Raw genomic sequence first — 20739 nt, 5'->3', positions numbered from 1 at the left:
GCGGCATGCTCGCCCGACTCCGGCGAGCATGCCCTTTACTTCAACGGCGGCCCGGCCACCGGCTCGCCGTTCGTCGTCAGCACCTGAATCTCGTGGGCCTTGTGCGGTCCGGTATACTGCCAGACCACCTGTTTCTCGCGGGTCACTTCCAGCACCTTCACAGACCCGCGCGTGCCGTAACTGGCAATCACCGTATTGCCGTTCGGCAGTCGCTGGGCGCCGCACGGATCGGCGAGCGGCGCTCCCTCCAGATCGTCGTTGGTCAGCTTCCAGACCACCTTGCCCGTGGCATCCAGTTCCACCACCTTGTTGCCGTGCGTCAGCGTGACCAGCGTATTTCCGTTGACCAGCCGGATCGCCGTGAAGGGCCAGTTCTCCGCAGCCCGGCCGCCAAGCTCAGGCAGATCGGTCGCGAAGGCGGAGACGACTTTCCCCTCGGGCGTGTACTCCTTGACCTGGAACGCCAGCAGGTGTGGTACGAGATAGTTGCCGCTCGTCAGCTTCCGGGCCATCCGCGTCTGCATATGCGCGTTGTCAGTCTCCGGCTGCAGCGGGAACTCCAGCACGATCTTGCCAGCCGCATCGACCTCCAGCAGCCGGGGCTTCGGCCCCAGTTCGGTCATCAGCGTCCGCCCGTCCGCCAGTCGCTCAACCGTCCCGATCTCCTTGTTCTCCGCCGACTTCTTGTAGGCGAAGATGACCTCCTTGCCGCGCGTGAACTCCTTGACCTCGTCGCCCCAGGCAATCAGCACATTCTCGTTTGGCAGCACGAATCCATCCCGCGCCGCCGGTCGGCCGGAGTCCCACTCCGGCTCGCCGTCCTCCCCGATGATCCCCGTGAACGTCGGCCCCGCGATGAAGAACGAGTGCCGCACTGCGGACTGTTCGGCCGCCAGCCACCGGACGGCGTTCTCGACCACCTTCAGCGATTCGGGCTGCTGATAGACGTCGAACGTCTCGTGCCCCGGACGATAATAGAAAACTTTGCCCCGGCCGATGTTCCAGACCAGCCCGCTCCGAAACGTCTCGCCCGCTTCCCACGACTCTTCAAACAGCGCCTCGTCGGCGGGCGGAACGTGGAACGGGTCGTTGTACATTTCGGTGTGCGGAATCACGAATGTCGCCGGCAGTCCCTGCGAAACCGGGTGGTCGGCCCTCAGCAACCTGATCGTGCTCGGTTTGCCATCCGGGCGGTAGTCCGGGAAGCAGCAGTTCGGCAGATCGACCCGCACGTGCAGCACGTTGCCGCCCCGCTTCGTCGCGTAGTACGCCGGCGTCTTCAGCGAACCCTGCGCCGGAACCGTATAGGCCAGCGGCGGCGCGACGTATTCGAACTCGACCTTTCCGCCGGCGGGGGCGGGAAACTGGCGGGCCGCATCCTGCCGCGTCCGTTCGTACATCGCCTCGACGAACGGCGTCGACCAGTGAGCCGAGTGCAGCGCGATCAGCGACAGCCTCCCCGCCTTGATCCGCGCCACGATCTCCCGACCCTTCTCGGCGGAGACTTCGCGATTCCGGACATGCCCCCACCAGACGAGGACCTGAGCCGAATCGAGCGTTTCGGCGGAGAGCCCCTGCTCGGGGGCGTCGAGCCGGACCGACGTCACCTCAATCCCCGGCTGCAGACCGAGGTACTTCGCGATCGCGTTGCCCAGGAAGTTGTCGTACGCCTGCTTCTGAGCCGGCTGTTGTTCGTCCCAGACAACCACTCGGATGGGATCGGCCGCCCCGCATGGCAGACTGGCGGCGAGCAGCAGCAGCAGCGTGAACGAGAATGGACGGATCATGAGAAGTTGCCCAGAGGGAAGTGCGACAGAGGAAGTGGCGGCGAGCCGAGCGTAGCCGGGGGCCGGGCGCGGAACAAGCGGGGGCCGCCCGAGTCGCCTCCAGCCATCACGCCTCTTCCGACAACGGCGTTCGTGCGATTCCTTCAAGACGTGGTTGAGAATCGCGTACGGATCTTGTGTCCATGTGTCGTCGCCGGTCCGTCGCCCAAACGCTGCAGAAGACAGGCGATTTCTGACACGAAATGATGCGTCCTTCGTACCACCGGCCTATCGCAGGACGGGTTGCGGAAATTGGCGGCCTCTCCTCTTTTCTTCGGCAGGAACACCCGTTACCATGTCGATAACGCATCCAGATGTGCTTACCTGAGAGTCCGTCGCACCCCGGCCCGCTGCCGTCTCGTTACCGTGCCAAGGATTGTCTCATGCCCGCCGACTTCGCCCACGCCCGCGGTCACCAGCTCGCCTCCGCGTTCTCCGCCTTTCAGCCCGCCCCGAACGATCTGTTCCGCGCCGGCTCGCGCCGCTGGTTTCTCCAGACCGGCATGGCCGGCCTTGGCGGACTCTCCATGGCCCAGCTCGCCGCGGCGAAAGAGGCCTCCGGCGCCGGTTCCGGCCGGAAAAAATCGGTCATTCTGTTCTGGCTCTCCGGCGGTCCCAGCCACATCGATATGTGGGACCCCAAGCCCGAAGCTCCCGCCGAAATCCGCGGCCCCTGGTCCGCGATTCCCACCAAGGTCCCCGGACTCCAGCTCTCCGAGCATCTGCCGTTGCAGGCCTCGATCGCCGACAAGCTGTCGTTCCTGCGAGCCGTCGACTGCCGGGCCAGCAACCATACGCCGATCACCTTTCAGGCCGGTAACCCGCTGGCCCGCCGGACCGACAACGGCCGGGACGGCGACGGCTGGCCCTCGATGGGCTCCGTCGTTTCCAAGTTCCGCGGCCCCAACCACCCGGACATGCCGGCCTTCGTCGGTCTGGCCCCGGCCTGGAAGGCCGACGTCTACGAAGCCGGCCAGCTCGGCCCCGCCTACGCTCCCGTCAACGGCCTCGATCTCGTCGGCAAATTCGGCCTGCCCAAGGGCGTCCAGGTCGACCGGCTGCAGGATCGCGAATCGCTGCGGGCGTCCTTCGACCGCATGCGCGACGACCTCGATCGCAGCGACGTGCTGAACAAGCTCGACCGCTACAACCGCCAGGCCTTCGAAATGGTCCTGGGAGGGAACGTCCAGCGGGCTTTCGACATGAAGGACGAAACCGACGCCACCCGCGACGAATATGGCCGCAACAGCATCGGCGAGAAGGCGATCCTCGCCCGCCGGCTGGTGGAAGCGGGTTCGACGTTCGTGCTGGTCAGCGGCGCGTGGGGCTACTTCGATCATCACGGCGACAACGTCCAGTGGGGCGGCATCGTCAAGGGGCTCACGCCGCTGATGCCCCACGTCGACCGCGCGCTCTTCGGCCTGGTCAACGACCTCGAACGCCGGGGCCTGCTCGACGACACGCTCGTTGTGATGATGGGCGAGTTCGGCCGTTCGCCGGTGATCAACAAGGAAGCCGGACGCGAGCACTGGACCAACGTGATGTCGATGGTTCTGGCGGGCGGCGGCCTCCGGCACGGTCAGGCAGTCGGCAGCACCGACTCGCGCGGTTACGACATCAAGGAAGGCCTCGTCCGCCCGCAGGATCTCGCCGCAACGGTCTTCCGGCACCTGGAAATCGACCTGCAAACCCACTGGATCAGCCCACAGGGTCGCCCGACCCCCATCGTCGTCGAAGGCGGCCGCCCGATCCCAGAGCTGGTGTAAACTCGTTGATGGTCGATCGATGATCGTCGATGGCCGGAGTTGAAGCATCGCTCGCCGCAACGTACGACGGACGTCCTCGTCCGTCGGGAACGTCATTCGTGCAATGCATGCCCGCGGAGCAAAGCGAGTCCCCCGCGGTGCGCGAGTTCTGGGTTGAGCGAGAATGGCTGAGGCGGGATGATCCCGTTCAGTTTCTCTGACCATCGACGATTCACCATCGACGACTCAACCCTCAAGGTTCGCATATGACCCCGCTGAAATCGCTCCTTCTCGCCACCCTCCTCCTCGCCCCGCTCTCCACCCCCCTCCACGCCGACGGCAAATACTTCGTCGTCGAGTACCCGCCATCTAAGGTTGAAGGCGAACTCCCCTACGGCGTGACCTATACACTGTGGGTGCCCGACGGAGTCCAGACGCTCCGCGGCGTCATCGTCCATCAACACGGCTGTGGCGAAGGAGCCTGCAAGGGGGGCGAAACCGCCGCATACGACCTGCACTGGCAGGCTCTCGCCCGCAAGTGGGACTGCGCGCTCCTCGGCCCCTCCTATCACCAGAAGGACGGCGAGAACTGCCGGCTCTGGTGCGATCCTCGCAACGGCTCCAACCAGACCTTTCTGCGCTCTCTCACCGACCTCGCCAGGCAGTCCGGCCACCCCGAAGTGGAAACGGTTCCCTGGTGCCTGTGGGGACATTCGGGAGGCGGCTTCTGGGCCAGCCTGATGCAGACCATGCACCCCGAACGGATCGTCGCCATCTGGTTCCGCTCCGGCACCGCCTACGCCACCTGGGAAAAGGGCGAGATCCCCAAACCGCAAATCCCCGCCGCCGCCTACGGCATTCCGATGATCCTCAACCCCGGGATCAAGGAACGGGACGATCAGCGCTTCGCCGGGGCTTGGACCGGCTCGATGGCGATGTTCAAAGCCTATCGGCCGCAAGGCGCCCTCGTCGGCTTCGCCCCCGATCCTCGCACCGCTCACGAATGCGGCGACTCGCGCTATCTGGCCATCCCTTTCTTCGACGCCTGCCTGGCGCAACGCCTCCCCGATCCGGGCGCCGCCGATCAGGCCCTCAAGCCGATCGACCCGAACTCCGGCTGGCTCGCCCCGCTCGAAGGGGACGCCGCCGTCCCCGCCTCCCAGTTCACCGGCAACTTGCTCGACGCGAGCTGGCTCCCCGGCGAAGCCTTCGCCCGCACCTGGGCGGAGTACGTCAAAACGGGCGTCACCAGCGACACGTCGCCCCCCGCGCCGCCGCGCGATGTCCGCCTGACGCGCGACCCCGACGGCAACGCCGTGTTGACCTGGGACGTGCAGGCCGACTTCGAATCGGGCGTGGGCGGCTTCCTGATCCGTCGGGACGGAAAAGACCTCGTCACGCTGCCGGAGAAGCCCGTCGCCCGCTTCGGCCGCCCGCTCTTCCAGGGGATGTCGTACCACGACACGCCGGAGAAGCCGGTCGCCGAGTTGAGGTACGTCGATCGGGCGGCGGGATCCGATCCGCAGCACAAGTACGAGATCGTGACAATCAACAGCGCGGGGCTGAAGTCGGAACCGGCACTCGCGAAGTAACCTGCTTCGGGTGTCGGGTGGCCCAGACGCCGCTTTGGGCGTCTGGGTGCCAAAGGCACATGACGTCGGGTGATTGCCACACTGGGCCAGCGAGTGCAGCGATCCATGGTTGTCACATCAATTGACTGGTCCGATGCGCTGTCGGCGCTGAACTCACTTCTGCCGAATAGCCGGGATTCCATCCGCGATAAGCGCGGCTTTCTTCCTGACAGGATCGCAGATGCCGCCAGTGCGGCCGGCCTGAGTTTTACGTTCCTCCCGATGAAAGATTACGAATCCCTTGATGACCTCGATATCCTGGCCCGGATTCTTCCGGAATCGCGAGTCTGTGGCGCAGATGTCATTGTGATTACGGACGAGTCATTCGTGCGTGGCGGTCCGTTTCGAACGGCCGCCGACTCATTGAACGAGTTCGCATCCTGGCATCGTTTGACGTTCGGTCGCTTCGTGTTCGACGGCGACGTGATTCTCTTGTTTCCCGCCCGCTCACAAATCGTGCTCTTTCACCACGAAGGATACTACGCTTCGATTGATTGCCTCTCGCATTAACAGCATTCGCTCCGGCCCGATAACACGGCCTGCCCGGCCTGACAGGACTCCCGCATCGTCGGTCGCTGGCCGGTGAACCACGCGAATTGCGACGCCATGAAGATGCTCAGCGTCAAACTCAACCCGGCGTCATCCCACGCAGGCCGACCCGAATCGCAACGGTAAGCAGAGGCCCGGAATTCGCGTGCTGCCCCGCCCCGCCCGTTCCGTTACCATGCCTCCACCACTCGCGATTCTCCCCCGAGGACCGACCCCATGCTCCGTCCCTTCTTTTTCGCTCTGCTCTGCGCCGCCACAACCAGTCTCTCCGCCGCCGACCGGCCCCCCAACATCTTCATCGCCATGGCCGATGACTGGGGCTGGCGGCATGCCGGCGTCTACGGCGATCCCGTCGTCCGCACGCCGACGTTCGACCGGCTGGCGAAAGAAGGCGTCCTGTTCGCCAACGCATTCGTCTCGTCCCCCTCCTGCACCCCCTCCCGTGGGGCGCTCCTGACCGGCCAGTACCACTGGCGACTGGAGGAGAACGCCAACCTCTGGAGCACCCTGCAGACCAAGTTCCGCACCTATCCCGAAATCCTCCGCGACGCCGGCTACGCCACCGGACACAGCCGGAAGGCCTGGGGGCCCGGCCGCCTCGAAGCCGGCGGCCGCAAAGAAGACCCCACCGGCCCCCTCTTCCGCAACTTCGGCGAATTCCTCAAACAGCGACCGGAGGGGAAACCCTTCTGCTACTGGTTCGGTTCCTCCGATCCCCATCGCCCCTACGTGGCGGGAACCGGCGTCAAGTCGGGCCTCGACCTCGGCAAGATTCGCGTGCCGGGCTGCTTTCCCGATCACGAAACCATCCGCAGCGACATCGCCGATTACTACTTCGAAGTCGAACGCTTCGACCGCGAAGTCGGCGAAGCCCTCGAACAGCTCAAAGCCGCCGGCGAGCTCGACAAGACCATCATCGTCATGACCGGCGATCACGGCATGCCGTTCCCCCGCGGCAAGAGCAACCTCTACGACCTGGGAACCCACGTGCCCCTCGTCATCCGCTGGCCGGGCCAGTTTCCGGCAGGCACAGTCGTCGAGGACTTCGTCAGCACGACCGATCTGGCCCCGACGTTTCTCTGGACCGCGGGTCTGCAGATTCCTGCGGAGATGACCGGCCGCAGCCTGATGGCCCAACTCACGCCAATGCAGACCGGCCAAAAGGATCCGAGCCGCGATCACGTGATCTTCGGCAAGGAACGGCACGTCCCGTCGCAGGAGCGGGGCAACACCGCCGGCTACCCCGGCCGGGCCATCCGCACCCGCGACTTCCTCTACATCCGCAACTTCCGCCCGGAGCTCTGGCCCAACGGCATTGCCGACGGGAAAGCCTCCGAAAAAGGAAACGCCTTCGCCGACTGCGACGACGGCCCGACCAAGAGCTTCCTCGTCACGCACCAGCACGACCCGGCGATCACGCCCTTCTTCGATCTGGCCTTCGCCAAACGCCCCGCCGAAGAGCTCTACGACCTCAAGTCGGATCCGGAGCAGCTCGTCAACGTCGCCGACCGCCCCGAGTTCCGCACCCAGCGCGATCGCCTCTGGCAGCAGCTCGAAAGCGAACTCAAAGCGTCGCAGGACCCGCGCGTCATCGGCGGCGCCGAGAAATTCGACGCCTACCCCTACCTGGGCGGACGCACCGGCGATCCCCCCAACCGCAAAAAGAAGTCGTAAGACGGGCCCTCGCCGAATCGTCTCTGCGAGTCCGTCAGGCTTTTCTCGCGCGGCCAACGAAAGCACCCTCCAGCATGAGACTGGAGGGTGCAGATTGAGCGAGAACTCTGTCGCCGGGTTACTTGTCGTCGAGCAGCTCGACCGCGACGAACTTCTTCCCTTCCAGCATCTCCAGGCTCGCGCCGCCGCCGGTGCTGACGTGCGTCACCTTGTCGGCGAGGCCGAACTCCTGGATCGCCGCCGCGCTGTCCCCGCCGCCGATGATGCTGACGGAACTGCTTTCGACGATCGCGTTCGCCACCGCCCGCGTCCCGGCGTCGAACGGCGGCATCTCGAACACCCCCATCGGGCCGTTCCAGACAACCGTCTTCGCCGACTTCACGATCTCGGCATACTTCTTCTGCGTCTCCGGGCCGATGTCCAGGCCTTCGAACGTGTCGGGAATCTGCCCCGCTTTGACGACGACCTTGTTGCAGTCGGGGCTGAAAGCGTCGCCGCAGTGGGTATCGACGGGCAACTCCAGTTTGCCGGCTCCGCTCGCCATCAGTTCCTTCGCCAGGTCAACCTTGTCCGGCTCGACCCGGCTCTTGCCCGTCTTGCCTCCCTGGGCGAGGACGAAGGTGTAGGCCATCGCACCCCCGATGAGAACCTTATCGCAAATGTTGAGCAGGTTCTGGATGACGTTGATCTTATCGGAGACCTTGGCCCCGCCGACAATCGCCACGAACGGCCGGCCGGGATTGGCAATCGCTTCGGAGAGGAACTTGATTTCCTTCTCGACCAGGAACCCGCAGACCTTGGGCTTGCCGGTCATCGCATTCGGGACGGCGACCATGCTCCCCTCAGTCCGGTGGCAGGTGCCGAACGCGTCGTTGCAGTAGACATCGCCGAACGAAGCCAGCACTGCGGCGTAGTCCGGGTCCCCCTTCTTCTCGCCCTTGTTGAAGCGAACGTTTTCCAGCAGCAGGACTTCGCCGTCCTTGACCGCTTTCGCCTTGGCCTGGGCGTCCGGGCCGACGGTGTCGCTGGCGAAGTGGACCGGGCAGCCGAGCAGCTTCTGCAGACGGTCGGCGACCGGCTTGAGGCTGTACTTCGCGTCGGCGGCGGGATCCTTTCCTTCGGGGCGACCGAGGTGACTCATCAGGATCACCCGGCCGCCGCGGTCGAGGACCGACTTGATCGACGGCAGCGCTTCGGTGATCCGGCGGTCGTCGGTGATCTGCAGCGCATCGTCGAGCGGGACGTTGAAGTCGCAGCGCATCAGGACGGCTTTGCCTTTGACGTCGACGTCGGCGATTGTCTTCTTGGCCATGGGAGCGTGTGCTTTCGAGTAACCGGAGTACGGGCGGCGGAACCCGACGGTCCCGAAGGAGTGCCGCCCGTCACAAATCGAAGTTTGCTGATGTCAAGGACCGTCAATTCTCCTAGATGGTAGGCCGCCTGTAGAACGGTGCCAAGTCCGTCGATACGGGCAGGCGGTCACGGCCGGAGCTCACGCTTCGGGCTTCTGCCAGGCCAGCGTCCAGTGGCGGTCGCTGGTGGCCCGCACTGCGTCGCCGGGAATGTCCAGGGGAGCGACCAGTTGCCGGACTTCGTCGACGGTCAACGCCGCATGGAAAGACTGCCGGAAGAGCTGCTGCTGATGGGGATTCGAGCCGCCGGCGTAGAGGGCGACCAGCCGTTCGACTTCGCCGTCGGTCGCCGGACGAAAGAGATCCCGGATGAAAAGCAGCCCGCCGGGACGCAGGATCCGGACCAGTTCGGCCAGGACGGCGAACGGTTCCGGGATGTGGTGGATGATGCTGTTGGACATGACGATGTCGTAAGCGCCATTGGCGTCTGCGATCCTCTTGCAGTCGACGAGAGCGGTGGTGATCTGTTGGGAAATCCCCGAGCGAGCGATGTTCTGCCGCGCGAGCTGGAGCATTTCGTCGGCGGCGTCGGCGGCGACGACGGAAAGGGAGCCGCCGCGACCGACCAGTTCGATCGGAATCAGGGCGGTGCCCGTGCCGGCGTCGAAGACGCGGTAACTGCCGCCAGAAAGAAGACTTAGCGTCTGTATTGCCGCCTGCAGGTCGTCCACAAACATGCGGTTGACCTGGGAATGGTCCATGGCGTCGTAGTCCTGGGCCTCCTCGGCGGATTCCATGACTTCGGGTTCGAGAACTCGGGGCAGCATCGGTGAGTTTCTTCTCAATGAAAGACGGAGAAAAGCCGTAGATCAGTCTGGCGGATTTTCGCCTCTGGAACCACAATCAGAAGGCCAGTGCAGGTCAAATGCATCTCAGGAGATGTCCCGGTGGCGAAGAAAAAATCGGTCAAGAAGACCGTCAAGCAGGTGGCCAAGGCTGTCAAGAAAGCGGCTGGAAAGCCGTCGGCGAAGAAGGCCTCCGCCGGAACGGCCAAGCCGAAAGCGGTCACGAAGAAAGCCACTCAGAAAAAGACGGCCAAGAAGAAGGCCGCCAAGCCGTCCAAACGATCGGCGATCGACCGGATCGGCGACGCTCTGCAGTTTCCGGATCTGTTCTCTGCGGAGGATGTCCGCCAGCCGCCCGCGATCGTGACCAGGCTGCTGAAGTCGATCGGCATCAGCGACCCGGCCCAGCTTGATCTGAACGGCATTGAAGAGGTTGCCAACAAGCTCGCCAGTCATCCGGAGTGGCAGGAGTTCCGCGCCGGCCTGCTGTCATACTTCGGGATGACTGGCGACGAATGGTATATGACGTTCGACGACGACCAGCCGCTGATGTGTTACGAAGTCAAAGTGACTCTCAAGCACACCAGGCCCGCGGTCGAACGCGTGCTGCATCTGCCGGAGATGTCGTTCGGCGAGCTGCACGACTGTATTCAGGTGGCGATGGGCTGGGAGAACTGCCACCTGCACGAATTCGACGTCGGCGAAGATCGCGTCGGTCCGGTGCCGGACGAAGAAGACGAGGGGGCGTGGGACCAGGATCCGGACGTGCTGCCCGAGGAGGACGTCGCCATCGGTCAGGCCTGGCAGGCGGGATATAAGAAGTTCCGTTACACCTACGATTTCGGAGACAGTTGGGAGCATGACATCACGCTGGTGAAGGCGTGGCCCGTCAACGACGAGCGACCGACGCCGAAGTGCGTCAGCGGCAAGCTGGCCTGCCCCCCCGAAGACTGCGGCGGCATTCCGGGATATGAGGAATCGATCGATCTCTTGAAGCGGCCGGCGGCGAAACTCGATGAGTTCGAGCTGGAGCGTCGCGAGTGGCTTGGCGATTGGAATCCCGAGGTCTTCGACATCGACGACGTCAACAACACCTTTGCCCAGTGGGATACGCCCGCGGCGGACGGCGCGTTGGATTCGGACGACGACGCCTTCCATTGAGCGTTCTGTCGCTCCGGGAAATGAAACACGCCGGCTCGGGAATCCATCCCCGGGCCGGCGTGTTTTTCGTTCCTCCCTGCCCCGGCGATCCTGCCGGGGCGAAATGGGGAGGCTGGTTTCAGGCCTGGATGACGAAGCCGTGATAGGCCTCGTTGCCATGTTCGCCGTGATCGAGCCCCTCGATCTCCTCGGCCTCGGTGACGCGGATGCCCATGATTGCCTTGAGGACCAGCCAGAAGCCCAGCGAGAGGGTGAAGACGAAGGCCGCGGTGAACCCGGCTCCGACAAGCTGAGTAATGGTCTGGTCCATGCCGCCGCCGTAGAACAGGCCGGGCTTATGGAGAGCGTTGGCACTGCGGGCGATCCGGTCCGGATGGCTGAAGAGCCCGACGCAGATCGTGCCAAACACGCCGTTGACGAGATGCACCGACGTCGCGCCGACAGGATCGTCGATCTTGATGCGGTCGAACATCATCACGGAGAGCACTACGAGGACGCCCGCGATTGAGCCGACGAGCGCTGAGGCTTCAACGGTGAAGAAGGCGCAGCCGGCAGTGATGGCGACGAGACCCGCCAGGCAGCCGTTGAGGGTCATGCCGACATCCGGTTTTCCAAGGAGCAGCCACGCAGTCAGCGTGGCAGTCAGCGTGGCGAACGCGGCCGCGGTGTTCGTGGTCACGGCAACTTCCGCGGCGACGGCGCCGCCGTCGCCGGAGACGCCCATGGTGCTGCCGGGGTTGAAGCCGAACCAGCCGAACCACAGGACGAGGCAGCCGATGAAGGCCAGCGACATGCTGTGGCCGGGGATCGCATTGACCTTACCGTCAGGTCCGAACTTACCGATGCGGGGGCCAAGGACGATGATCCCCGCAAGAGCCGCCCAGCCGCCGACGCTATGAACTTGAGTCGAGCCCGCGAAGTCGACGAAGCCCCACTTCATCTGCAGGTAGCCGCCGCCCCAGATCCAGTGACCGACGACCGGGTAGATCAGCATGGTCAGGAACAGCGAGAAGATAATGAAGGAGAGATACTTGATGCGTTCGGCGACGGCGCCCGACACGATGGTCGCCGCCGTTCCGCAGAACACGAGCTGGAAGAAGAACTTGGCCCACAACGGCACGCCGGTCCAGTTGATGGCGCCGTAGTCGCCGGTGTAGTCGGCGAGGGTGGCGGGGCTGTTGTCGGTTCCGCTGACGAGCCAGAGTCCGCTCTTGCCGATCCAGTCGTCGCCGTTGCCGAACATCAGGCCCCAGCCGAGGATCCAGAAGCCCACGGTCGACACGGCGAAGACGATGAAGTTCTTCGACACGATGTTGACGCAGTTCTTGGCCCGGCACATCCCCGACTCGACGCAGCCGAAGCCGAGATTCATGAAGAAGACGATCATCGCTGCGAGCAGGACCCAGACGCAGTCCACGGCGACAGTCAGCGTACCGAGCTTTGCGGTCAATGCCTCGACGGGATCGACGGGCGCCGCCGCTTCGGCGGGCTTCTCCTCGGCCGGCGTTGTTTCACCGGCCGGTGCGGCCGCGGCAGGATCGACCGGCGCGGCGTCCTGCGCCATCAGTGGTGCTGCAGTGAGACACCAGCAGAGCAGGAGCCCCGCCATTGAAGAGAGCCCGAGCAATCGCAACATTCGCTAGTCCTTTCCCCTGATAAAGGCTTTCCGCCGCATGTGTCCGCGTCCTCTAAGGACGACCTGAAATGTTTCCCTGAACGATCGTGAGAGGGACCCCATCCGATGCGGCCGCCTTGCGCCTGACGCAATTCCCACTGCGGACTCGCTTCCCGCAGCGCAGGGTCCCTGACGCAACTGGTGTGCCCACAAACAGGGCGAAGCCGGAAATCAGTTGCTAACGGTTGCAGGGGAAAGGCTTTAGGAATCGCGAAGATGTGGCGAGTGCGCGGAAGTTGGGCAGAATCCGAGAGTCGCTTGCGCGCCCTCTCAGCACTTATGCCCTCTCTCCGGGCTGGCAATTGCCTGAATCACGGCATCCCGCTCAAAACGCGCGCAACAGGCCGCGAGTCGTCGACATCAGGCGTCTGGCTCCCGATCCGGTCGGCCGTCCCGCGGCGGGAGTCTGGCAAGCCGGTCTGTCGCTGGATATGCTTCGTTTCAACCAAACTTGATGGGTGCGGCGGCGACCTGCCCGCCGGCTCCGGGGTTTCTGCGAAGGAGAGTGTCTGTGCTGGTCCAACGACTGTCCTGGGCGGTCTGTGCGCTGCTGGTGTGCGCCGCGGCAAATCTGAACGCCGCCGATAACGTCCCTCCCGAGGGATTCACCGCGATCTTCAATGGCAAAGACCTGACCGGCTGGTATGGCCTGGAACACTTCGATCCTCGCAAGCTGTGGGCGATGACTCCCGAGGAGCAGGCGGCCAAGCGCGAAGCGAATCAGAAGGAGTTCGAAGCCCACTGGACCGTGCAGAACGGTGATCTGGTCAACGACGGCTTCGGCCCCTATGCCACCACGCTGAAGGACTACCGGGACTACGAGTTCTGGATTGACTATAAGACGGTTGCCAAGGCGGACAGCGGCATCTACCTGAAGGCCTCGCCCCAGGTGCAGATCTGGGACTCGACCGACCCGTCCAAGTTCAATCTGGGCGCCGACAAGGGTTCGGGGGGGCTCTGGAACAACTCGCCCGGCGCGGCCGGCAAAGATCCGCTGGTGAAGGCCGACAAGCCGTTCGGCGAGTGGAACAGTTTCAAGATCACGCAGGTCGGCGCCCGCACGACGGTGGTCTACAACGACAAGCTGGTCGTCGATAACGCGCTGCTGGAAAATTACTGGGACCGCAAGGCGCCGCTGTTCCCGCAGGGACCGATTCAGCTCCAGACTCACGGCGGCGAGATTCGCTGGAAGAATATTTATGTCCGCGAGCTCTCCGCCGCCGAAGCGAACAAGCTGCTGGCGGCCAGGGGAAGCGAAGGGTTCAAGTCGATTTTCAACGGGAAGGATCTGACGGGCTGGGCGGGAAAGGTCGACGAATATGAAGTCGTCGACGGCGCCATCCGCTGCAAGCCGGGCAAAGGGGGCGTGCTCCACACCGCCGACGAGTACGGCGATTTCGTCGCCCGCGTGGAATTCAAGGTGCCGCCCGGCGGCAACAACGGCCTGGCGATCCGCTATCCGGGCGAGGGAAATCCCGCCTACGCCGGCATGACCGAGCTGCAGGTGCTCGACAACGAATCCGAGAAGTACGCGAAGCTCGACGCCCGCCAGTACCACGGCTCGGCGTACGGCATGGCGCCCGCCGCCCGCGGCTTCCTCCGCAAGGCGGGGGAGTGGAACTTCCAGGAAGTGACGGTCAAGGGCTCGACGATCAAGGTCGAACTCAACGGCAACGTGATCCTCGATACCGACCTGTCGACGATCACCGAGTACATGGCCAACAGCGCGCACCCGGGGAAGGAACTGACGAAGGGTTACTTCGGATTCGCGGGCCACTCGGACCCGGTCGAGTTCCGCAACATCCAGATCAAGGTGCTGACCGAGTAAATTCGGCGGTCCGATGAATTGATGCTTCGGCAGGGCGGGAATCTTCCCGCCCTGTTTTGTTTTCCAGATCCGAAACATCGACAGGGAGCAGACCCCGAGAGTGAAAAGCGAGTAGTGGGTACTGAAAAGTGCAAAGTTGTAAGACGGCCGGAGCGCCAGGCAGTCCGGCACTTTGCACTCATCACTACTCAATACTCACTTTTCACTTTCATCCTCTTCGCCGGGTCTCTCGTCACCCGCGCCGTCCCCGCGTATCATGTCTTCTCTGATTGACCGCTCGTTCGCAGGAAATCCGGCTCCATGTCTCAGGTTCGCACGCGATTCGCTCCGAGTCCCACCGGCTACATGCACATCGGCGGCATGCGCACGGCGTTGTTCTGCTGGCTCTGGGCGCGCCACAACAACGGCACGTTCATTCTGAGGATTGACGACACCGACCAGGGACGGAACGTCGAGAGTGCGCTGGGGCCGATCTTTCGCGCCTTCCGCTGGCTGGGACTCGACTGGGACGAAGGTCCGGACGTCGGCGGCGAGTTCGGGCCTTATTACCAGTCGCAGCGCACCGACCTGTACCAGGCCGAGGTCAACAAGCTGCTGGCGACCGGAAAGGCGTTCAAGGACTTCGACACTCCCGAGCAGATCGCCGCGGACCGGACCGCCGCAGAGAAGCGCAAAGAGACGTTCGTCAACATTCGCCGGTCGCTGGATCTCACGGAGGCGGAGCGGGCTCAGTTCGAGGCCGAGGGCCGACCGTACGTTGTGCGGTTTCTGATCCCGCGAGAGACCCGGGTCGCGATCGACGACGCCGTCCGCGGGCACGTCGAGTGGGACTGCGCGCTGATCGCCGACCCGATCATCATGCGCAGCAACGGCTCGGTCCTCTACAACTTCGCGACGGTCGTCGATGACGCAAGCATGGAGATCACGCACGTCATCCGGGCGGAGGAGCATCTGACGAACACGGCGGTGCAGGCGCTGATGCACGAGGCGCTCGGCAACCCCCTGCCCGTCTTCGCGCACATTCCGTTTATCACCGCACCGGGCTCGACGAAGAAGCTCAGCAAGCGGGATCTGGAGAAGCTGCGCACCAGCCCGCAGCTCAAGAAAATGTTTGACCGGGCCGACGAGGTCTTTCCACGGCTCGGGCTGGGGGACTCGACGACGCTCAACCCGGTGATGGTCGAATACTATGAGCGACTGGGGTATCTGCCCGCCGGGGTGCTCAACGCGCTGTCCCGGCTGGGCTGGTCGCTCGACGACAAGACCGAGCTGATGTCGCTGCAGTCGGTCGTCGAAAACTTCACGCTCGACCGGATCGTCAAGAAGCCGGCGGCGCTCGACATCGACAAGCTCATCAGCTACCAGACTCACTGGATGGGGCAGTTGTCGCTCGACGAAAAGGTCGACGGCTGCGTCCCGTTCCTGATGCAGGCCGGGCTGCTGCCGACCGATGGAGTTCTCCGGCCAGTGACCATCGCCTCGCCAGTTCCCGCCGAAGAGGTTCCACAACCGGCCGTCGTTCCTGCCGAGACGCGCGCGTACCTCGCGCAGATCGTCACGGCGATCGGGGACCGGCTGAAGATCTTCAGCGACATCCTGGACTACACCGAGTTCTTCTTCGCCGACGAGGCGCTCCCCGTGGAGGAAAAAGGATTCCGGCAGAAACTGGTCACGGCGCCGGAGTCAACCGGGCTGCTGCAGGGGATCCGGGTCGAGCTGGCGAGTTGCGAGTCGTTTGCGACGGCGGATCTGGATCACCTCGTGCACCGGTTTGTCGAGAAGCAGGGGATCAAGATCGGCCAGATCATCCACCCGCTGCGGCTGGCGACGACCGGGCGGACGGTGGGGATCGGACTGTTCGAGGCGCTGAGCCTGATCGGCCGGGAGCGGTGTCTGCGGCGGATTGACGTGGTGCTGGAGAAAGTGGCGGCGGCCGGGGCGGCCGACGCTGAGTCGGCGAAACAACCGGATGGTGGCCAATCTGGAACGTGAAAAGTGATGATTGAGTCGTGATGAGTGCAAATTGATTGAAAGCGGGTACGACTGACATCCCGGGAGACGACACATGCGGCAACATCATCGGCGGGACTGGCTCAAGCTGGCGGGTGCGGGACTGGCGGCAGGACTCTGGGGGCGGGGAGCCTACGCCGCGGCGACGATCGAGGACCGCCGGATCATCAGTTGGAAGCCGCCGCTCTATCACGGCTGGCCGACGCTGGCCCGGCGGAAGAATGGCGAGTTGCTGCTGGCGTTCTCCGGCGGACGGGAAACGCACGTCTGTCCGTTCGGTCGACTGGAGCTGATGCGGTCGAAAGACAACGGTCTGACCTGGGGCTGGCCGCAGGTGATCTATGACGGACCAATCGACGACCGCGATGCTGGGGTCGTCGAGACGGCGCAGGGCTCGCTGCTGATGACGACGTTCACGTCGCTGGCCTATCAGCCGATTCTGGAGAAGGCGGAGAAGATTCCCGCCGGTCAGCCGGGAGCGTGGGATCCGCACCTGCTGGCGGAGTGGCAGGCGGTGCACGGTCGGCTGACGGCCGAGCAGCGGCAGCAGGAACTGGGCTGCTGGATGCTCCGTTCGACGGACGGCGGCGTGAACTGGTCGGCCCGCTATCGCGTCCCGGTCGACAGCCCGCACGGGCCGGTGGCGCTGACGAACGGCGACGTGCTGTATCCGGGGGTGGCGTTGTGGACGCCCGAGCGGAAGGTCGGCGTCTGCCTGTCGAAGGATGACGGCGTCTCGTGGGACTGGATTGCGGACATGCCGACCCGGCCGGGGGACGATCCGCTGCAGTATCATGAGCTGCACGCGGTCGAGGCGGCGGACGGGACGCTGATCTGCCACATCCGCAATCACAACAAGCCGAACGCCCAGGAAACGCTGCAGAGCGAGTCGAGCGACGGCGGCAAGACGTGGTCGACGCCGCACGCGATCGGCGTGTGGGGGTTGCCGTCACATCTGCTCCGGCTGCGGGACGGCCGGCTGCTGATGAGCTACGGCTATCGACGGAAGCCGTTCGGCAATCAGGCGCGACTCAGCGAAGACCATGGGAAGACGTGGGGCGAGCCGGTCACGCTGTCGGACGATGGCGCCGGCGGCGACCTGGGGTATCCGTCCACGGTCGAGTGCGACGACGGCACGCTGGTGACGGTCTGGTACGAGAAGCTGAAAGATTCGCCGCTGGCCCAGTTGCGTCAGGCCCGCTGGCGGCTGGGGTGAGAATCGTTGATCGTTGAGGGTTGAGGGTTGAGGGTTGAGGGTTGAGGGTTGAGGGTTGAGAAGACCGTAGGGCCGGCTCCCGCCGGCCGGCGCGTGCCGGGTGGCACGCCCAGAGGCTCTGCGATGGGCGTGGGAATTCATGTCGCCGACCACCCAGCGTCTCAGTCGAGAACAGGCATCGCACCGCCGCCTTGTTCGGCGCGGAGCAGCAGTGTAAGGCTGTAGATCACGACGACCGAGACCACAGCGATGCCGAGCTGCAGGATGAACTTTCCCGTCCTGGGGCGGTAGTGGGCCACGATTTCGGCGATCGCGCAGACGAAGCCGACCATGAAGAACTTGAAGTAGATCATCCCCTTCAGACCCCAGTGATGCAGGAAGAACTGCGCGACGGGGTTGGACTCGTTGAAGTAGACTCCCCCTGAGTCTTTCGGCCGGGAGAGCAGGATCCAGGTCATCAGGATGTCGAACAGGCTGACCAGGATGAACAGCGAGATCTCGTGCTCGTGACGCAACGCCCCCGCCAGACGCTTGACGTCCTGCCAGACGGAGGCGGGGGGTGGTTTGCGGGAAGGCATGGGGGGAAGTTCCAAATCACAAACACCAAATCACAAACCGGAATCGCATTGTGACGTCCGTTCTGTGATTTGGTGTTTGGTGTTTGGAGTTTCTTCGGTCAGGCGTGAATCAGCTCTCTGAGCTGTTGAAGGTGCTTCGGCACCGCGACGAACGGGTCTTCGGCGGCTTCGTACTCCAGGACGACGTAGCCGCGGTAGTTGGCGTCGCGGAGGATTTTGACCATGCGGGCGAGGTCGGCCGGCTGCTTGGGGCCGTTGTTGGGCATGACCTCGACCTTGACCTGTGCGTTGATCGCGTAGGGGGCGATCTTTTCGAGGTCGCGATAGGGATCGTCGGTGTGGAAGTTCCCGCCGTCGAAGTTGATCCCGAACCACGGCGAGGATTTGACGCCGGCAACGATTTTCAGGAGCTGCTCCGGCGTCGCGGTGATTCCGCCGTGGTTTTCGAGGGCCAGGAAGACGCCTCGTTTGGCGGCGTGGTCGAGGGCCTGGTTGATGCCGTCGATGCAGCGTTCGCGGGCGGCGTCTTCGGAGTCCCCCTTGGGGACGTTGCCGGCGAAGATCCGGATGACGGGCGCTCCGAGGACGGCGGCGCGATCGATCCAGGCCCGGCAGTCGTCGAGCTGTTTCTTGCGGGCGTCGGCGGCGGCGACGCAGAAGTCATTGCCGATCGCGGTGCCGGAGACATCGAGCCCAAGGCGGAAGGTCCGTTCCTTCAGGCTGACCAGATAGTCGTCGTTCGGATCTTTGGGGAAGTAATACGAGGTCAGCTCGGTCCCGTCGAGCTGCTGCTCGGCGCAGAAGTCGATGAACTGCTCCAGCGTGAACTTGGCGCCGGTGATCTGCTCGGGGAGCCAGTTCTTCAGCAGCATCCGATTGAAGGAGTACGCCGCCAGGCTGAGCTTCATGTGCGACTTGCCGTTGCGGACGGGCGGGGTCGCGGCGAGGAGCGGCGAGGTCCCGGCGAGTGTGACCGCCGACGCGCCGGCGAATGCGGCTCCGAACCACTGACGTCGATTGAGGGAAGTGGCGGGGGTAGGAGGTTGAGCGGGGAATGACATCGGCATTTCCTGGTGGCGAGGTTGGAAACCGGCGAGGAGGATATTCTGGGCAGACCCGGCTCTGCGGGACAAGGGGCGGTGCGACGAGTTTGAGCCGGCGCAGACGAGCGGCCCGGTGTACGACTTCTGATGGACCGAGTCAGATGCGTGTGTACTTTCGCGTCGGACGGCGACTATAATCCTTCAGGAGCCGCATTGCCGTCGAGTCGCGACGCTCAGCAATGCCTGTTGCTGCAACAGGTTACGCAGGGTCGATGTCCGGGCGTGGTGTGGCTTTCCCGCCTGACTCCCCGCACGCTGGTGCGGCCTGCCGGCTGAGATTGGCCTTCCTCGACTTCCAGGTGATCCCGCCCCATGTGGATGCATCCCCGCTGGTCCGTGTGCCGTTTTTCCCTGGTGGCGATCGCTACGGCTGGCCTGTCGGCGGTTTCGAGCGGCTGCCGACCCACGGATGGGATCGCTCATTATGAAGTGCTGAAGCACGCCGAGCTGCAGAAGGAACGGGGCGGTACGGCCGCCGCGGCTGTTGCGCCGGAACCGGCCAAACCGGCGCGGATGCTGGGGGCGATTCTGCCGCACGGCGATCAGCTCTGGTTCTTCAAATTGACCGGCGATCCAGAACCCGTGGCCGGGGTGGAGCCAGCCTTTCGCGAGTTCCTGAAATCGATCACGTTCCCGACGCCGGAGGCCCCGACGTGGACGCTGCCGGAGGGCTGGCGGTCGTCGGACCAGTCGCACCCGATGCGGTTTGCGACGGTGCTGATCGGAACCGGTTCGCCGCCGCTGGAGTTGACCGTCAGCATGTTGTCGCAGGGATCCGGCGAGCTGCCGCAGATGCTGCTGGCGAACATCAACCGCTGGCGCGGCCAGCTCGGATTGCGCCCCGTCGCCGATGGCGAACTGAAACGGGAGTCCGAGGAGCTGGAAACCTCCGCCGGCACGGTCGTGCTGGTGAATCTGCTGGGTGAGAGTTCCGGCGGAGGGGGCATGGGAGCGGCGCCGTTCGCCGGAGGAATGGGTCGGGGATCGCTGCCGCCGACGGCGGCCGCCCCCGCAGCGCCCGCCATCAAGTATGAGACGCCCGAAGGCTGGCAGCCCGGCCGGGTGGGTGGCTTGCGGAAGGCCGCGTTCACGGTGACCGACGACGAGCTGGGCAAGGTCGAGGCGACGGTGATTGATCTGCCGCGTGAAGCGGGCGGGGACCGGCTGGCCAATGTGAATCGCTGGCGGATGCAGGTCGGCCTGAAGGAGATCGACGAGAAGGAGCTGAAGGAACAGCTTCAGTCGCTGGAGATCGGCGATCTCAAGGGGGATTACTGCATCCTGGTGGGCGAGCCGAGCGGCGGCCGGACCCAGACCATTCTGGGAGTTCTGCTCGATCGCGACGATCTGACGTGGTTCATCAAGCTGCAGGGGGATGCGAAGCTGGCGGAGCGCGAACGCGAGCGTTTCGAGTCTTTTGCGAAATCGTTGCGGTTCGAGTGAAGCACGAAATCCGAAACTCGAAATCCGAAGAGAACGGATGGTTTCGGGTGGCACGCCCAGAGGCTTTGCGAAGGGCGTGGATTTGAAATGACCACGCAGAGCG

At 64.3% G+C, this 20739-nt stretch carries 15 protein-coding genes; 9 read left to right on the top strand and 6 right to left on the bottom strand.

The features are described from left to right. Positions 1–35: 35 nt before the first annotated feature. Positions 36–1787, bottom strand: coding sequence for a ThuA domain-containing protein (locus SH412_RS26025; RefSeq protein ID WP_336520963.1), 1752 nt, complete (start codon positions 1785–1787; stop codon positions 36–38). 422 nt (positions 1788–2209) lie between these two features. Between SH412_RS26025 and SH412_RS26020 the strand changes: the two genes are divergently transcribed. The 4 genes from SH412_RS26020 to SH412_RS26005 all read left to right on the top strand — a co-directional run bounded on the left by SH412_RS26020 (position 2210) and on the right by SH412_RS26005 (position 7425). Continuing rightward, on the top strand, positions 2210–3592 hold the full coding sequence (locus SH412_RS26020; protein ID WP_336520962.1) for a DUF1501 domain-containing protein: 1383 nt from the start codon (positions 2210–2212) through the stop codon (positions 3590–3592). Between the two features lie 245 nt (positions 3593–3837). Continuing rightward, on the top strand, positions 3838–5163 hold the full coding sequence (locus SH412_RS26015) for a hypothetical protein (protein ID WP_336520961.1): 1326 nt from the start codon (positions 3838–3840) through the stop codon (positions 5161–5163). Between the two features lie 105 nt (positions 5164–5268). Next, positions 5269–5712 carry a hypothetical protein gene (locus SH412_RS26010; protein ID WP_336520960.1) on the top strand — a complete coding sequence of 148 codons (444 nt, stop codon included), beginning with the start codon at positions 5269–5271 and terminating at the stop codon, positions 5710–5712. A gap of 255 nt (positions 5713–5967) precedes the next feature. Further along, complete coding sequence (locus SH412_RS26005) at positions 5968–7425, top strand: sulfatase family protein (RefSeq protein WP_336520959.1); 1458 nt, start codon at positions 5968–5970, stop codon at positions 7423–7425. A 118-nt stretch (positions 7426–7543) separates the two neighbouring features. Here SH412_RS26005 and SH412_RS26000 read toward each other — a convergent pair whose 3' ends face one another. Both SH412_RS26000 and SH412_RS25995 read right to left on the bottom strand, forming a co-directional pair. After that, a complete protein-coding gene (locus tag SH412_RS26000; protein WP_336520958.1) occupies positions 7544–8737 on the bottom strand; it encodes a phosphoglycerate kinase in 1194 nt (397 codons plus the stop codon). Positions 8738–8917: 180 nt separating this feature from the next. Next, positions 8918–9604: a class I SAM-dependent methyltransferase gene (locus SH412_RS25995; RefSeq protein ID WP_336520957.1), complete on the bottom strand. Its 687-nt coding sequence runs from the start codon at positions 9602–9604 to the stop codon at positions 8918–8920. 120 nt (positions 9605–9724) lie between these two features. On the opposite strand from SH412_RS25995, the gene SH412_RS25990 reads away from it, so the two are divergent. After that, positions 9725–10783, top strand: a complete 1059-nt coding sequence (locus SH412_RS25990) for a plasmid pRiA4b ORF-3 family protein (protein WP_336520956.1) — start codon at positions 9725–9727, stop codon at positions 10781–10783. A 118-nt stretch (positions 10784–10901) separates the two neighbouring features. On the opposite strand, the gene SH412_RS25985 is transcribed toward SH412_RS25990, so the two are convergent. After that, positions 10902–12419 (bottom strand): ammonium transporter, encoded by a 1518-nt coding sequence (locus SH412_RS25985; protein WP_336520955.1) that lies wholly within the window; start codon positions 12417–12419, stop codon positions 10902–10904. A 550-nt stretch (positions 12420–12969) separates the two neighbouring features. Here SH412_RS25985 and SH412_RS25980 point away from each other — a divergent pair. The 3 genes from SH412_RS25980 (at position 12970) to SH412_RS25970 (ending at position 17512) form a co-directional block, all read left to right on the top strand. Beyond that, positions 12970–14286, top strand: a complete 1317-nt coding sequence (locus tag SH412_RS25980) for a 3-keto-disaccharide hydrolase (protein ID WP_336520954.1) — start codon at positions 12970–12972, stop codon at positions 14284–14286. 300 nt (positions 14287–14586) lie between these two features. Continuing rightward, positions 14587–16278 (top strand): glutamate--tRNA ligase, encoded by a 1692-nt coding sequence (gene gltX / locus SH412_RS25975; RefSeq protein WP_336520953.1) that lies wholly within the window; start codon positions 14587–14589, stop codon positions 16276–16278. Between the two features lie 73 nt (positions 16279–16351). Beyond that, the gene (locus tag SH412_RS25970; RefSeq protein WP_336520952.1) at positions 16352–17512 is read left to right on the top strand and encodes a sialidase family protein; all 1161 of its coding nucleotides are present in this window, start codon (positions 16352–16354) and stop codon (positions 17510–17512) included. A gap of 161 nt (positions 17513–17673) precedes the next feature. On the opposite strand, the gene SH412_RS25965 is transcribed toward SH412_RS25970, so the two are convergent. Both SH412_RS25965 and SH412_RS25960 read right to left on the bottom strand, forming a co-directional pair. Beyond that, positions 17674–18090, bottom strand: coding sequence for a DUF5658 family protein (locus SH412_RS25965; protein ID WP_336520951.1), 417 nt, complete (start codon positions 18088–18090; stop codon positions 17674–17676). 98 nt (positions 18091–18188) lie between these two features. Further along, positions 18189–19151, bottom strand: a complete 963-nt coding sequence (locus SH412_RS25960; RefSeq protein ID WP_336520950.1) for a sugar phosphate isomerase/epimerase family protein — start codon at positions 19149–19151, stop codon at positions 18189–18191. A 354-nt stretch (positions 19152–19505) separates the two neighbouring features. Here SH412_RS25960 and SH412_RS25955 point away from each other — a divergent pair, with 354 nt between their 5' ends. Beyond that, positions 19506–20636, top strand: a complete 1131-nt coding sequence (locus SH412_RS25955) for a hypothetical protein (protein WP_336520949.1) — start codon at positions 19506–19508, stop codon at positions 20634–20636. The last annotated feature ends 103 nt before the right edge of the window (positions 20637–20739 follow it).

This window comes from Planctellipticum variicoloris (genome assembly GCF_030622045.1).
Taxonomy (GTDB): Bacteria; Planctomycetota; Planctomycetia; order Planctomycetales; family Planctomycetaceae; genus Planctellipticum; species Planctellipticum variicoloris.
The sequence above is the reverse complement of the archived record's forward strand: the minus strand, read 5'-3'. Positions and strand labels throughout refer to the sequence as shown.